Origin of the sequence: Allosphingosinicella deserti (assembly GCF_003012735.1) — a bacterium.
Taxonomy (GTDB): Bacteria; Pseudomonadota; Alphaproteobacteria; order Sphingomonadales; family Sphingomonadaceae; genus Allosphingosinicella; species Allosphingosinicella deserti.
Genome location: NZ_PXYI01000001.1, coordinates 82,008 through 95,599, shown reverse-complemented (window position 1 = coordinate 95,599; position 13,592 = coordinate 82,008). Strand labels below are relative to the sequence as shown.

At 66.5% G+C, this 13,592-nt stretch carries 13 protein-coding genes; 9 read left to right on the top strand and 4 right to left on the bottom strand.

Going from position 1 to position 13,592, the window contains the following annotated elements; all coding sequences use genetic code 11:
• The first annotated feature begins 3 nt into the window (after positions 1 to 3).
• The 3 genes from C7I55_RS00475 (at position 4) to C7I55_RS00465 (ending at position 2,216) form a co-directional block, all read left to right on the top strand.
• Positions 4 to 1,164: an LLM class flavin-dependent oxidoreductase gene (locus C7I55_RS00475; protein WP_106510945.1), complete on the top strand. Its 1,161-nt coding sequence runs from the start codon at positions 4 to 6 to the stop codon at positions 1,162 to 1,164.
• A gap of 23 nt (positions 1,165 to 1,187) precedes the next feature.
• Positions 1,188 to 1,895: a class II aldolase/adducin family protein gene (locus tag C7I55_RS00470; protein WP_106510944.1), complete on the top strand. Its 708-nt coding sequence runs from the start codon at positions 1,188 to 1,190 to the stop codon at positions 1,893 to 1,895.
• Between the two features lie 135 nt (positions 1,896 to 2,030).
• Complete coding sequence (locus C7I55_RS00465) at positions 2,031 to 2,216, top strand: YezD family protein (protein ID WP_106510943.1); 186 nt, start codon at positions 2,031 to 2,033, stop codon at positions 2,214 to 2,216.
• A 19-nt stretch (positions 2,217 to 2,235) separates the two neighbouring features.
• On the opposite strand, the gene C7I55_RS00460 is transcribed toward C7I55_RS00465, so the two are convergent.
• Positions 2,236 to 3,546, bottom strand: a complete 1,311-nt coding sequence (locus C7I55_RS00460; protein WP_269845187.1) for an HD-GYP domain-containing protein — start codon at positions 3,544 to 3,546, stop codon at positions 2,236 to 2,238.
• A 551-nt stretch (positions 3,547 to 4,097) separates the two neighbouring features.
• Here C7I55_RS00460 and C7I55_RS00455 point away from each other — a divergent pair.
• Together C7I55_RS00455 and C7I55_RS00450 are read left to right on the top strand one after the other, a co-directional pair.
• Positions 4,098 to 5,795 (top strand): diguanylate cyclase, encoded by a 1,698-nt coding sequence (locus C7I55_RS00455; protein ID WP_106510941.1) that lies wholly within the window; start codon positions 4,098 to 4,100, stop codon positions 5,793 to 5,795.
• Positions 5,796 to 5,966: 171 nt separating this feature from the next.
• Entirely contained in the window at positions 5,967 to 6,479 is a 513-nt protein-coding gene (locus C7I55_RS00450; RefSeq protein WP_106510940.1) for a hypothetical protein, read from the top strand.
• On the opposite strand, the gene C7I55_RS29385 is transcribed toward C7I55_RS00450, so the two are convergent.
• The 3 genes from C7I55_RS29385 to C7I55_RS00435 all read right to left on the bottom strand — a co-directional run bounded on the left by C7I55_RS29385 (position 6,451) and on the right by C7I55_RS00435 (position 8,012).
• Positions 6,451 to 6,837 (bottom strand): DUF1294 domain-containing protein, encoded by a 387-nt coding sequence (locus C7I55_RS29385; RefSeq protein ID WP_408640572.1) that lies wholly within the window; start codon positions 6,835 to 6,837, stop codon positions 6,451 to 6,453. The two genes, C7I55_RS00450 and C7I55_RS29385, sit on opposite strands and share 29 nt — an antisense overlap.
• 21 nt (positions 6,838 to 6,858) lie before the next feature.
• Positions 6,859 to 7,305 (bottom strand): PilZ domain-containing protein, encoded by a 447-nt coding sequence (locus tag C7I55_RS00440; protein WP_106510939.1) that lies wholly within the window; start codon positions 7,303 to 7,305, stop codon positions 6,859 to 6,861.
• Positions 7,306 to 7,490: 185 nt separating this feature from the next.
• A complete protein-coding gene (locus C7I55_RS00435) occupies positions 7,491 to 8,012 on the bottom strand; it encodes a hypothetical protein (protein ID WP_199192666.1) in 522 nt (173 codons plus the stop codon).
• A gap of 112 nt (positions 8,013 to 8,124) precedes the next feature.
• Between C7I55_RS00435 and C7I55_RS00430 the strand changes: the two genes are divergently transcribed.
• From C7I55_RS00430 to C7I55_RS00415, 4 genes are all read left to right on the top strand, one after another.
• On the top strand, positions 8,125 to 9,423 hold the full coding sequence (locus C7I55_RS00430; RefSeq protein WP_106510938.1) for an MFS transporter: 1,299 nt from the start codon (positions 8,125 to 8,127) through the stop codon (positions 9,421 to 9,423).
• Positions 9,424 to 9,639: 216 nt separating this feature from the next.
• Positions 9,640 to 10,863: an LPS export ABC transporter permease LptF gene (lptF, locus tag C7I55_RS00425; protein WP_106511595.1), complete on the top strand. Its 1,224-nt coding sequence runs from the start codon at positions 9,640 to 9,642 to the stop codon at positions 10,861 to 10,863.
• The gene (gene lptG, locus C7I55_RS00420; protein ID WP_199192665.1) at positions 10,860 to 11,957 is read left to right on the top strand and encodes an LPS export ABC transporter permease LptG; all 1,098 of its coding nucleotides are present in this window, start codon (positions 10,860 to 10,862) and stop codon (positions 11,955 to 11,957) included. Before lptF ends, lptG begins: the two co-directional genes overlap by 4 nt.
• Complete coding sequence (locus C7I55_RS00415; protein ID WP_106510937.1) at positions 11,954 to 13,477, top strand: lipopolysaccharide biosynthesis protein; 1,524 nt, start codon at positions 11,954 to 11,956, stop codon at positions 13,475 to 13,477. Before lptG ends, C7I55_RS00415 begins: the two co-directional genes overlap by 4 nt.
• The last annotated feature ends 115 nt before the right edge of the window (positions 13,478 to 13,592 follow it).

Here is a 13,592-nt window from a genome sequence, read left to right as displayed (position 1 = left end):
AGCATGGCCATCGACTTTTACTGGCGGCTTCCCACCCACGGCGACCACGCGACCATCCGCCGTGGCTCGCTCGATCGCGGTGACTGGTCGCCGCTTGCCCCCGGCAACCAGACGCCGGGCCTCACCGCGGACGGCGAGGAGGACGGGTATCGCTACATCGATCATCTCGCCGAGATCGCCAAGGCGGCGGAGATTTCCGGCTTCATCGGCGGACTCATTCCGTCCTTCCCGACCACCGACGACCCCTGGGTGATCTCGCCTTTGCTGGCGCGCGAGACCAAGAGCTTCCGCTTCATGATCGCCTTCCAGCCCGGATTCCTCAACCCTGTGCAGGCGGCGCGGCTGTCGGCGAGCCTGCAAAGGGCAACCGGCGGGCGAACGGTGTTCAACATCATCACCGGCGGTGGCGGACCATCGCAACTGTGGTGGGGTGACAGCTTCTCGCATGACGATCGCTACGGCCGCACGTCGGAATTCCTCGACGTCTTCAAGGGCGTGTGGAAGGATCCGGGCTTCACCTATGACGGCCGCTTCTACAGCGTCCGCAACGGCGGCCTCGCGCCGCTGCTCGGTGCCGAGGACATCCCGGAAATCTGGTTCTCCGGCTCCTCCGACGCCGCCCTTCAGTCCGCGGCCAGGCACGCCGATTACTATCTGTCCTGGCTCGAGCCCTATGATCAGCTCCAGGACAAGTTCGCCCGCGTAAAGGAGCGGACCGCGCAGCTCGGCGGCGAGCAGAAATGCGCGATCCGGGTCGATCTCGTCGCCCGGCCCACTGAAGAGGAAGCCTGGCGCGACATCCGCATCGGGTTCGAGAACGTCACCGACGAGACGAGGGCACGCTGGCGCGGACAGCCGACCGACAGCGTCGGCGCGGCCCGTCAGGCGGCGCTGCGTCCGACCGAGGCGAAGCGCTGGGACGAGCTCGTCGTCGGCAAGAATTTGTGGGGCGGCTTCAACCTGCTCCGCGGCGGCCCCGCGCTCGGCATCGTCGGCAGCTACGAACAATGCGCCGAGCAGCTGGACGAACTGATCCGCCGCGGAGCCGACGCCTTCATCCTCGCCGGCACCCCGCACCTCGAAGAGGCCTACCGCGTCGGGGAGGAAGTCCTCCCCCTCCTCGGCCGCGCCGCCACGGCAGGGCTCCTCCAGGCCGCCGAATGACATCCCTTCACAGGAGAGCAAGCATGACCGACATCAACTCCGCCATTACCGACTTCGCCGCGTCGGCAATTCGCGACGCCGCCATCGCCTTTCGCGGGCTGCGCGAGACCGGCACCATTGCGCCGAGCGGCACCGTCAGTTTCGTCGAGCGGGTGCCCGGCGAGCAGGCGGTGATCTCGATCGGCTATCCGGGCCCGTTCGCCCCCGATGCCCCGCTCGAGCCGACGATCTTCGCGCTCGACGGCGAAGTGCTCCAGGGCCCGCCCAACGGCAATCTCGGCGGCGGCCGCTATCTGCCCCTGTTTCGGGCGCATGACGACATCACCACCGTCAGCCACGTCCATACGCCCTATCTCGGCGCCTGGTCGCAAAGTCACCGGGCGTTGCCGATCCTCTACGTCCCGGTGCAGCGCTGGACCCGCTCGCGCGAGCTGCCGATCTACATCGATCGGCGCCAGGGCGAAGCCGCCTTCATCCTCGAGGTGCTGGAGCGCGATCCCGGCGTGCCCGCCATCCTCGAGGCCAATGGCGGCTCGACCGCCTGGGGCCGCAAGGGCCTGCTTGCGCTCGCCAACACTATCGTCCTGATCGAGGAAGGCGCCCGCTTCCAGGCGATCGCCGAGACGCTCGGCGGGTCCAAGGATTACGGCCCCGGCGTGCTCGAGCAGCAATGGAAGATGTCTGGTCTGCTCCAGCCGAACGAGGTGATCCAGGCAATCGCGGCCGAATAGCGTTCCTCCCCAGCGGGTTTCGTCCTCCTCGGCCCGCTCGACTGGGCCGCGCCGTCCGTGGTGGTAGGCGCGGCCCCTTTTTCCGGCCGGACGGGGAGATCCGGCGATCAATAAGCAGCAATTCGGGCAGCGACGATGACCGCAGACAAGACACCTCTTCCCCGCCAGATCCCCAGGGGCCCCGCCGACGATCGATCGGTCGATCAGGCGGTGGACGCGCTCCGCGCCGCCATCCGAGACCTCCGCTTCGGGTCGGTCTCGATCAAGTTCCACGACGCCAAGGTCGTTCAGCTCGAAATTACCGAGAAGAGCCGGCTCTGAGGCGCAGGCCGGCCGATCCTCAGCTGCCGACGGACTTGAGCGTGATCGGCGGGGTGTGCTGGCCGATGCGCGAGAGGATCCGCACCGCCCGCGGCTTGATCAGCTTCATCGCGTGCGTTTCCCAATCGGCGAAGCCCCAGGCCGACGGGTCCTCGCGGGAGACGATCTTGAGATCCTCCGGCATGTCGCCGAGATCGATTTCGTAAAGCGCGATCGGACGCCGGGTCACGGCCGAGAAGAAGGGCCGCACAACCGGACGGGCGAGCACGGTTCCCGCTTCTTCGGACACCACGGCGAGCTCGTCGGAGCTCAGCCGCACCAGCGATCCGACCGGATAGATGCCGACGCAGCGGATGAAGGCGCGCAGGATGGACTGGTCGAAATGGCCATCCCAGCGGAACATGCGGGCGAGCGCTTCCGCCGGCGGCCAGGCACGGCGATGCGGCCGGTTGGAGGTGATCGCGTCATAGACGTCGCAGACCGCCGCCATCCGGCCTAGCAGGCTGATCGACTCACCCTTGAGCTGCTGAGGATAGCCGGATCCGTCCATTCTCTCGTGATGATGCAGGATCCCGTCGAGCACCCGCGCGGAGAGCGCGTCGATGCCCTCGAGCTTCACCGGTCCGGCTTCCGGATGCTGTTGCAGCCGTTCCGTCTCGGCGGCCGAGAGCGAGGCCGGCTTGTCGAGCAGTCCCGGCGGCGCGTCCGCCTCGCCGATGTCGTGAAGCAGACCAGCGAGGCCCGCCTCCCGCACCCCGGGTTCGTCCATGCCCATCTGCAGCGCCAGGGCGACCATCATCGCGGAGACGGCGATCGCGTGGACATAGGCATATTCGTCGGCCGCCTTGAGCCGGGCGAGCGTCATCAGCGCGCTGCGATTGCGGAGCACGGATCCGGTGATCGCGGCGACCACGGGCTCGATCCCCTCCAGCCCGGTAAGCCGGCCGAGCTTGGCATCCTCGATGAACGCGGCGACCGCGATCTTGGCGTCGTCGAGAATCCGCTCCGCCTGCACGAACTCCGCGCTTGGGCTACGCGGCGCATTGGCGACGCCCGGCGCGTCGGCCTCCGTCGCAAGCATCGCCTCGGCATCGGCGCGCACGGCCTGAACGTCGCGGGCGATCGCAATCGGAACCGGCTTGGGCGCCGGTCCGAGCCCCTTCTTGGGATCGATCCAGATCCCGGTGACGCCGCTTGCCTTTAGCAAGGCCAGGTCGGCGTGCCTCTCGAGCAGAAAGCGGGAGCGCCAGAAGGGATGATCGAGCCACGATCCATCGATCGCGGTCACGAACATTCCCAATCGAAGCTGTTCCGGCGTAATCCTCAGCAAGTCTCGTATTCCATTGCAGGCGCCGATGAGACGCCCCCGCGCCTCCCGAGCCTTTTATCCTGTGCAGGGAATCGCGCGCGCGCCGGCCGGCGCCGCCACTACTCCCGAGTCGCCCCTTCCGAAAAGCAGCGTCTCTCTGATTATAGACGCAGCCGCACCCCACCCGCGCGCCGGTGCCATCCAATTTGTGCCCCAGCCAGGTCGAAGGCCGCAGCCGCAGCGCCCGGCAGCCCTCTCTCCGCCTTCGATGCCTATTACCGTCATACCAGCGAAGGCCGGTATCTCAGGACCAGAGCGCACAGGCCCCGGCCACACGCGGCGCGAGCCTTCGACGACATACCGGGCATGCGCCGTATGACGAAGAGGAGCCGGGTAGCTCGGCGACGGCCGCCGAGGCCAAGAGCGGCGAACTCCCCGCCCCCGCTTCCCGCTCCGGCCACCCGTTTACGTAATCTCCCCGGTGAGATTGCTAACAGGCCCTTAGAGGGAGATGCCTAGGCGCTGTTGGCCAAGGAAATTCGCGCGACCGCGCCGACCATGGGGATGTTTCTTTGACCGGGGAAAAGGCGGATTCGTTTCGAGGGGCATCGGCCGGGGGGCCCGGCGACGACGTCGAGCGGCCGAACAGAGCCTATCTGTGGCCGATCGTCGCGATCGTCGTGATCCTGGTCGTCATGGTCACCTCCGCGGTCGCCGGGTTCGTCTATATCGAGCGCGAGCGCAGCCATGCCGGCGCGATCGTCACCGAGCTCGAGCAAATCAGGAACTATCGGTACGGCGTGACCAACCAGATGGAGTCCGCCCGCGGGTACGCAACGACCGGAAACACCGCGTTGCTCAAGACGTTCTTCGGGGCGTCCGACATGGTCTCCGAGAACGTGCAGGCCCTGCGCCGCCTCGCTGCCAAATCGCCGGGCCGTTCGCAGGCCGATCCGTTGAGAATTGCGCGCCAGCTGGATGGCCTCTGGTTGCGCAGCATCGGCCTCGCGCGGCGCGGTGCGCGTGTTGAGGCGGACGCCCTGCTGAACAGTCCAGAGGCTGTCGAGGCGCTCGCCCGCATTCGCAGCCAGCTTGGGCGATACGAAACCGAAGCACGCGAACGGCACGCCGAGCATGACCGCCGGCTCGGCTTTGCATGGCATCTGGTAATCGGCATTCAGATCGTCGGCGGCTGTCTTTCGATCGCCGGCCTCGCCGCTTCCTATCGTCACGTCAGCCGCGACGCGCGCCGGCGGCGGCAAGCCATGCGGCAGGCCGAGATCCTGTTCCACATGGCCGACGTCTTGCAGAGCGCATCCGGCCAGGAGGATGCCAATGCCGTGCTCGGTGCAACCGCCCGCCGGCTGCTGCCCCACCTTTCCGGCGCGCTCTATCTGTTCAGCAGCGCCCGCGACCGGCTCGTCCTCAGCACCGCCTGGAACGAGCATGACGACGACATCGCCCCGCCGAACATCCTCGCGTCCGAATGCTGGGCGGTGAAGCGCGGCAAGGTGCAGGCGAACTCGCGCTCCGGCGACGCCTTGCGCTGTGAGCATCATCTGAGCGATGGCGCCGCGATCGAGGTGCCGATGGTCGCCCGCGGAGAGGTCCACGGCCTGATCCGCTTCTCGGCCAACGGCCCTGCCCAGGAACAGGAGCTCGCCGAAGCGGCGACCCTGATCTCGGCGCTGACCGATGCCGTCTCGCTGGCTCTGTCCAACATCGCCCTGCGCGACAAGCTTCGCTCGCAGGCGCTCAAGGATCCGCTCACCGGTCTCTACAACCGCCGCTACATGGAAGACAGCCTGCAGCGTTTCGTCTCGCTTTCGCAGCGCAGCGGCACACCGGCCTCGGTCGTGCTCATCGATCTCGATCATTTCAAGAAGCTCAACGACGAGCACGGCCATCTGATCGGCGACACGATCCTGCGCGCGGTTGCCGACACGGTCTCGGGAACCTTGCGGGAAAGCGACATCGCCTGCCGCTACGGCGGCGAGGAATTGCTCATCATCCTGCCGGACTGCGCACTCGCCGACGCCGTCTACAAGGCGGAGGTGATCCGCGCCCGCGTCGAGACCCTGTCCAACGTCCACGGCGTGCGGGTCACCGCATCGCTCGGTGTCGCCTCGTCGCCCGAGAACAGCAACACCGTCCAGGATCTCATTCTCCAGGCCGACACCGCGCTCTACGAAGCCAAGCGCGGCGGCCGCAATTGCGTCCAGGCCGCGGCCGCCCGCCCCAACAGCCTGGAATTGTCGGTCGCCGCCTGAGGGGCTCGGCGCAAGCCGGCTCCGATCCCGAAGCTCCGCCGCTTGGCGAATGAATGACTAGCCGCGGCCCGGGCGTGTGGGTAGCCTTGCCCTTGTCCGCGCCTTCTCCCTTTGCAAGCAAGCGGGATTGCCCTCTGCCATCGCCGGTGCGGACGCTTCCGAGGTTGAGCAATGCGTGACAGACCGAGACAAGGCGTCGTTCTTCTTATCTTGATGGTCGGCGTTTCGCTGTTCCTGACGGCACACGCTTCGGTCGTTCGTGTGGATTTCGATGCTTGCTTCGGGAACTATGGAGCATCCATCAACGGCGAGCGCCCTTTTCAACGGGTCGCAGAAATGTCGCTTGGCAATCTGGTCTCCGCGACGTTCCGGGCCTTTTCGACGGAGCACCTCATCGTTGCAGCCCTGGGACTCCTTCCCTTGTCGCCGTTCCTGGTGGCATGGGCGTTTCCAAGGAAAAGGGGGTCCGGGAGATTTTGGATCGCTTGCGCGTCCCTCGCGGCTGGTCTGATCGTGTACTGGACGTTCACGAGCCGGCTGATGGATTTCTACGACTGCGACCTCAACGGTGAGAGCCTGGCACTCTTGCTCGCGCCCATCCTGTACACCACGCTGAGCGTGGTCGCGGCTCTCGTCCTCGCCGTTCTCCGGTGGGTCACCGTGTTGATGACCGATCGCGAGTGAGGCGCCAGGCTGCCGCGGCGCTTGTCGGCTGCGAAGAATCGCTCGGAGCGAATCTCCATTCCGGGGCGCCGATCGATGAAGGCTCAGAGAAGAGAAGACCCAACGCTACGCCTGCCTGCACGGCGGCGATCATCCAGAGTTGGGTCGAAAAAGGCTGCTTGCGCGTCTTGTGGCGAAACAGGTGGCGGGCGAGGAACGCGCCCGGCGTCCCGCCGATCAGCGCGAGGCCAAGCAGATTGGCTTCGGGAATGCGGCGCTCGCCAGCCCGGGCGCGCGACTTGTCCTGCCAGAAGCGGAGCATCGTCCAGCCATTGAGCGACAACAATGTCGCAGCCGCGATCGGGATCCAGGGGTTCACGACCCGACTGCCATCCTTCGCTCAGAAAAGCTTGCGGATGCGGCCGTGCTCGCCGCGCATCTCGGCCTGGACCCTGGCCCAGTCGTCGGCATTTCGGACGTCGTCGATCCCGATCGGATCCCAGCGCGAAACCGGGCGGACGTGGTCCTCGGGCGGAGTCCGCGCTTCCTTGACGACGAGGTCGTGCGCGACCGGATCGTAGAAGCTGAGCCCGCACTGGCTGCCGCTGCTCCACACGACGGCGGCGAGCACTTCGAGATCGCCGCGCTGGAGCAGGATGTCGCGGCCCTGCGCAGGCAGGTTGGCGCCTTCGGCCATCGCGCCGGTGCAGGAAAGGTTGCGCAGCAGTACCGGGATCTTGCCGGTCGTGGTGACCAGGGTCGCGTTGGCGTGCAGCCGCGCGCGCGGGGCGGCGCGGCGTCCGATCGGCGATTGTCCGAAACTTTTGAAGGCCGGATTGGTGGCCATGCAACGAGTCCTTCTATGATAGGAAGGTCCTACGTCCGCATGGCTAAGATCGTGTTAACCCTGGCCACCGTGCGATTGCGTCAGGGATCCTACGCAGCCTCCGCGATCGCCCCGCCACCTCAACGCCCGGCGGCGGCAAGGCGGGTGACGAAGGGGCCTCACGCCCGAGGGGTCATCCGTTCAGATCAGTGCGCCCATTCCTGCTTCAGCACCTCGGCGCGCTTGCCGTTCCATTTGATCTCGATCTTGCGGCCCTGGGGGTCGCCGCCCTTGGTGCCGAACAATTCGTAGATGACGAGCCCGTCGGCCTGGCTGCTTTCGATCACCCGATTGGGCGTGAACGCCGAATCGTGGGCGGCCGCCGCCCGGCGAACGGGTTCGGGCGCGATGGCGAGCGGGATGTCCCGCTGGGTTTCGACGACGCGCCAGCGTCCACCCTCCTCCATGATGTCGAACTCGATCTCGGATCCGTCGGGAAGCGTGCCTTCGACGTCGAAGTAACGGCGTCCCTCGCGAGTCTCGGCTTCCGCCTCGACCGGGGTGAAGCCTGGGCGCGCGGCCTTGGCGGCGTCGAGCACGGGTGCCGGCACATCGCCAAGCGCGACGTCCGACTTGCCGGAGGTGGCGACCTTTCCGTCCTGCGCCGCCGCCGGGTCTGCCCCGGCCGCGAGCACGACACCCGCGAAGACCAACGTCATCGTCCTCATCATCATCTCCTTGCGTGCCACATCCTGCTTCAGCCGGATTGTGCATGACACCGGTTTCCCTTACAACCTTCGCGGAGACTCCGTAAGAGGGGTCCGTGGAGGGATTGTCCTGATGGCCAAGAGTTTCGAGGAGGCGGCGGAGACCGGCGCCCCGAATGCACGGGTCGGACGCGTTCGCTGGGTGATCGTCGCCCTGCTGTTCGCCGCGACCGCGATCAATTACGTCGACCGGCAAATGATCGGGCTGCTCAAGCCCACGCTCCAGGACGAATTCGGCTGGACCGAGACGACCTACGCCGACATCGTCTTCTATTTCCAGCTCGCTTACGCGATCGGCTACATCGTGTTCGGCAACGTCGTCGACCGGGTCGGCGCACGCCTCGGTTACTCGGTCGCCTTCATCGTCTGGACGGCGGCGCACATGCTCCATGGCGCGGTGAGTTCGGTGTTCGGCTTTGCCGCCGTGCGCGCGATGCTCGGCATCGGCGAGAGCGGCAACTTCCCGGCCGGCCTCAAGGCGGTGACCGAGTGGTTCCCGAAGAAGGAGCGCGCCTTCGCCACCGGCCTGTTCAACGCCGGCGCCAATGTCGGCGCGATCATCACCCCGCTGATCGTTCCCGCGCTCACCATCGCTTATGGCTGGCGCGGCGCATTCGTGATCACCGGCGCGGTCAGCCTGATCTGGCTCGTCGCCTGGATCGCGATCTATCGCCGGCCCCGCGAATCAAAGCGGCTATCCGCCGCCGAGCTTGCCTATATCGAAAGCGATCCTGCCGATCCCGCGCACAAGGTGCCGTGGATCCGGCTGATCGGCCGCAAGGAAACCTGGGCATTCGCGATCGGCAAGTTCCTCACCGATCCGGTCTGGTGGATGTTTCTGTTCTGGCTGCCGGACTTCCTGGTCAAGCGCCACGGCCTCGACCTCAAGACCTTCGGCCCGCCCTTGGTGGTGATCTACGTCGTCTCCGATGTCGGCTCGATCGTCGGCGGCTGGTTCTCCTCGCGGCTCATCCACCGCGGATGGACGATCAATGCGGCGCGCAAGACCACGATGCTGATCTGCGCCTTGTGCGTCACGCCGATCTTCTTTGCCCAATATGTCGATAATCTTTGGGTTGCGGTTGCGATCATCAGCCTGGCCACGGCCGCCCACCAGGCGTGGTCGGCCAATCTCTACACGCTTCCGTCCGACATGTTCCCGCGCAAGGCGGTGGGCTCGGTGATCGGCATCGGCGGCACCGCCGGCGCGGTCGGCGGCATGATCTTCTCGCTCTACATCGGACAGGTGCTGGAGCGGGTGGGCAGCTACCAGCTGATCTTCATCGTCGCGGGCGTGGTCTACCTGCTCGCGCTCGGGATCATCCACCTGCTCTCGCCGCGCCTCGACCACGCCGACGTCGCGGACGCCTGAGCCGGGCGGTCTGGCGCCGCAGAGGGGCTCGGCCGCCGCCGGGCCCCTTTTCGTTGGACTGGGCCCCTTTCCTCCGCGCGCGCCGCGGATGCGCTTCCGTGCCAATCATCCCTTTGATCGCCTGACCGCGCCGTCTATAGCCCTCGCAACGGCTGCCTGCGTCACGCGGAGCGCCGGAGGCAGGCACAGCCGCAGTCGAGGCGCCAGGAATTGAGCATCTTCACCCAGATCGATCGCTACGTCGCGAAGCAGATCTTCGTGCCGCTGCTCGGCACGCTGACGCTCGCGGCGATGCTGCTCATCCTTGAAAAAATGCTGAGATTGTTCGATTTCGTCGTCAGCGAAGGCGGGCCGGTGCAGGTCGTCTGGAAGATGCTGGCCAATCTCATCCCGGAATATCTCGCGCTCGGCATTCCGATCGGCCTGCTGCTCGGTGTGCTGATCGCCTTCCGCAAGCTGGCTTTGTCGTCGGAGCTCGACAGCCTGCGCGCCGTCGGTCTCGGCTACGGCCGCCTGCTGCGCGTGCCGATGCTCTACGCGATCGCACTGATGGCGCTCAACCTTGCCATCGTCGGCTTCATCCAGCCCAAGGCGCGCTACGCCTATGAGGAATTGCGGTTCGAATTGCGCTCCGGTGCGCTCGGCGCCTCGATCAAGGTTGGCGAATTCACCAATCTCGGACGGCGCATGACCCTCCGGGTCGAGCAGAGCGAGAATAATGGGCGGCTGCTCCACGGCGTTTTCGTCCGTGCGGAAACCAAGGACGGCAAGACGCTTGCCGTCACCGCCGATCACGGCACGTTCCTCGCCACCGACGATCCCGACACGATCATCCTGCGCCTTGCCAACGGCCGCCTGGTCCACAATGCGCCCAATTACCAGGCGCCGCGGGTGCTGAGCTTCGCCGCCCACGATCTTCCGATCGATCTCCCGGCGATCGAGCGGTTCCGCGGGCGGGGACATGGCGACGAAGAGGAGCTCACCATTCCGGAGCTCGTCCGCCAGGGCCATTCGGAGGCGCTGCCGGCCCAGACCCAGTCGGCGATCCGCGCCAATTTCCACTATCGCATGGTCGAAGTGGTGATGATGCTGCTGATGCCGGTGCTCGCGATCGCGCTGGCGGTGCCGCCGAAGCGCAGCACCTCGGGTCTCGGCATCTTCCTGTCGATCGTGATGGTGGTCACCTACCACAAGGTGAACCAATATGCGGAGCAGATGGGCGGCCAGGGCAAGCTCGATCCGATCCTTGCGTTGTGGACCCCGTTCGCGATCTTCGCCGGCCTCATCTTCTGGATGTTCTGGACGCTGGCCTACACGCCCGGCGGCCAGCCGATCGGCGCGCTCGAGCGGGTCACCGCCAAGATCGGCAAGGCGATCGGCCGCATCCTCCGTTTCGGCGGCGCCCGCCGCCGTCGCAGCGAGCTCGCACCCGCCGAATGATCAACGTCCATTTCTTCCCGTCCCGTCGCATCGCCTGGTACATGGCGAAGATGTTCCTGCTCCGCAGCCTTGCGGTGCTGGCGGCCCTTGTCGTAATCCTGATGACACTCGATCTGCTCGGTGAATCCGGCAAGATCCTGCGCGTGCCGGGCAACGGCGATGCCGAATTGTGGCGCTACGTGTCACTTCGGGTGCCCCAGCTGATTGCCCGCTTCCTGCCGTTCGCGGTGCTCCTCGGGACCCTAATCGCCCTCGCCACCCTCAACCAGAACAGCGAAGTGGTGAGCATGAAGGCGGCGGGCATCTCGGCGCACCAGATCATCGCGCCGCTGATCCTCGCCAGCCTGGTCGTCGCGGCGTTGAGCTTCGTGTTTAACGAGCGCATCGTGACCCGCGCGACCCAGACGCTCAACGCCTGGACCAAGGTCGATTACGGGCCGGTGCCCAAGGATACCGGCATCACCCCGAACGTGTGGGTTCGCTTCGGCGACGATCTCTTCCTCGCGCGCGAGGTTCGCAGCGACGGCGGCGTTGCCCGGCTTTCGAACGTCACCATCTACGATCGTCGCTGGGAAACCCTGCAGCGCATCGTCAACGCCAAATCGGCGCGCCCCGAAAACGGCGCGTGGCGCCTTGAGCAGGTCGAAACGTTCGACGTCGACAAGGGGACCAAGAGCAATCAGCCGAGCCTCCTCTACGGCAAGGGCCTCGATCCGACGCAGTTCACGCTGTCGGACGTCAGGGCCGACGAGCAGCCCTTCGCCACCCTGCAGGCGGCGATCCAGGATCTGCGGATCGCGGGCCGCCCCACCTCCGAGCTCGAGACCGGCTTCTGGCATAAATTCTCGGGGCCGCTCTCGGCGGTGCTGATGCCGTTGCTTGCCGCCGTCGCGGCCTTCGGCCTGGCACGCTCGGGGCAGTTGTTCGTCCGCGCGGTGATCGGCATGGCGCTCGGCTTCGCCTATTTCGTCGTCGACAATTTCGCTCTGGCGATGGGCAATCTCGGCGCCTACCCGCCGCTGCTCGCAGCCTGGGCGCCGTTCGCGCTCTTCCTCCTGATCGGCGAGACCGTCCTCATCCGGACCGAGGAATGAACGAGGATCTCGATGCGCAAGCCGCGCCGGTCACCCGGCGCGACGTTGCTCGTGGGGCCGGGCTTGCGGGTCTCGCCCGGCTGAGCGCGCTGATCGATGCGGTCGCGCAGCCGCTGTATACCTGGCTGTTCGGGCTCACCGGCTACGGCATCTATGTCGCCCTGTGGGGCGCCGTGAACATGGCGTCCAACCTCCTCGATCTGTCGATGACCAGTGCCCTGCAGCGCCTGGTGCCTGCGGAAGCCGACGAGGATCGGATCCACGGCGCGCTCAAGGGCGCGCTGCTGATGGCGGTGCTGCCGTCGATCGGGATCGCCGCCTTGGTGTCGTGGCAGGCGACCGCCGTCGCCGGCCTGTTCTCGGCCGCGCCCGAAGATCTCGCCCATCTGCCCCGCATGGTCGGACTGTTCATATGGGCGCTGCCGATCTGGATCTTCATCGAAGTGTCGACCTCGGCGGTGCGGGCGCGCCGCGCGTTCGGGCCGGAAATCCGCCTCCGAGTCTTCTGGGAGCAGATCGCACGCATCGTGTTCGCCTGCGGCTTCTTCCTGCTCGGGCTCGACAGTCTGGGGCTCGTCATTGCCCATCTCTGCTCGCTGACCCTCACCGGCCTGCTCTGCATCCGCCTGCTCGGCCGCTATTTCTCCCTGAAGCGCCTGGTGACGACACCGCTGCACAAGGCGCAGCTCCTCGATCTGCTCGGCACCGGACTCGCGCTGCTGCCGGCGACGGCGTCGCGCCGGCTGCTGATCGATGCGCCGACGGTGGTGCTCAACATGATGATCCCCGGGGCGCGCGGCGCCGCTGCCGCCGGCCTGTTCGAGATTGCGCGCAAGATCTCCACAGTCCCGCTCGCCGTACGCCAGGCCTTCCAATATGTGATGGCGCCGCTCGCGACGGCGCAGGCCGGAGTCGACCGTGCCGCGATCGGTCCGCTCTACCATTTCGCCTCGCGGGTCTCGACCGCCCTGGTCGTACCGCTCGCGGGGCTGCTGATCTTCGCCGGCACCGATATCCTCAGCCTCTACCGGCACGAGGCCCGCGAGGCGCTGCCTTTGCTCTACATCCTCGTCGCCGCCCGCGGGATCGAGGCGATCGTCGGGCCGGCGACCCCGATCGTCGAGATGATCGGGCACCGGGTGCTGCCGTTGCTCAACAGCCTGATCGGAGTTTTCGTCTGGGCGGTGATGATCATCATCCTCGTGCCGACGTACGAGGCTTATGGCATGGCGATCGCCAATGGCGTGGCGACCGTCGCGACCGCCTACGCCGCGATCGTGGAGCTTCGGCTTTCCGACAAATTGTGGCCGTTCGACCGCAAGCTCGGCCAGGGCCTCGGAATCGCGCTGTTCGGCACCGCGCTGATGGCGGCCGCCGAATATTGGCTCGACGGTCCGGTCCGCTTCTCGATCGTCTTCGTGCTGTGGGCGGCAACGAGCTGGGTCGCGCTCCGGCTCGGCCTGACCCGTTCCGACCGCAAGGCGCTCGGCGGCCTCTCGCGCAAGCTGCGCCTGATCTGATCCGATTTGGCGGCGATCGGCCGGTGCGGATCGGCGCCAACGCCTCAAAACTGCCTTATTGAGAATTCAGGGATGCGGGCCATATAGGACGGATATGCGGGACTACGGCCCCGCG

Bases quoted from the DNA above. Each gene is read 5' to 3' on its own strand.
- C7I55_RS00475 (WP_106510945.1), top strand. From the start codon at position 4: ATGGCCATCGACTTTTACTGGCGGCTTCCCACCCACGGCGACCACGCG.
- C7I55_RS00470 (WP_106510944.1), top strand. From the start codon at position 1,188: ATGACCGACATCAACTCCGCCATTACCGACTTCGCCGCGTCGGCAATT.
- C7I55_RS00465 (WP_106510943.1), top strand. From the start codon at position 2,031: ATGACCGCAGACAAGACACCTCTTCCCCGCCAGATCCCCAGGGGCCCC.
- C7I55_RS00450 (WP_106510940.1), top strand. From the start codon at position 5,967: ATGCGTGACAGACCGAGACAAGGCGTCGTTCTTCTTATCTTGATGGTC.
- C7I55_RS00440 (WP_106510939.1), bottom strand. From the start codon at position 7,305: ATGGCCACCAATCCGGCCTTCAAAAGTTTCGGACAATCGCCGATCGGA.
- C7I55_RS00435 (WP_199192666.1), bottom strand. From the start codon at position 8,012: ATGAGGACGATGACGTTGGTCTTCGCGGGTGTCGTGCTCGCGGCCGGG.
- C7I55_RS00430 (WP_106510938.1), top strand. From the start codon at position 8,125: ATGGCCAAGAGTTTCGAGGAGGCGGCGGAGACCGGCGCCCCGAATGCA.
- lptG (WP_199192665.1), top strand. From the start codon at position 10,860: ATGATCAACGTCCATTTCTTCCCGTCCCGTCGCATCGCCTGGTACATG.
- C7I55_RS00415 (WP_106510937.1), top strand. From the start codon at position 11,954: ATGAACGAGGATCTCGATGCGCAAGCCGCGCCGGTCACCCGGCGCGAC.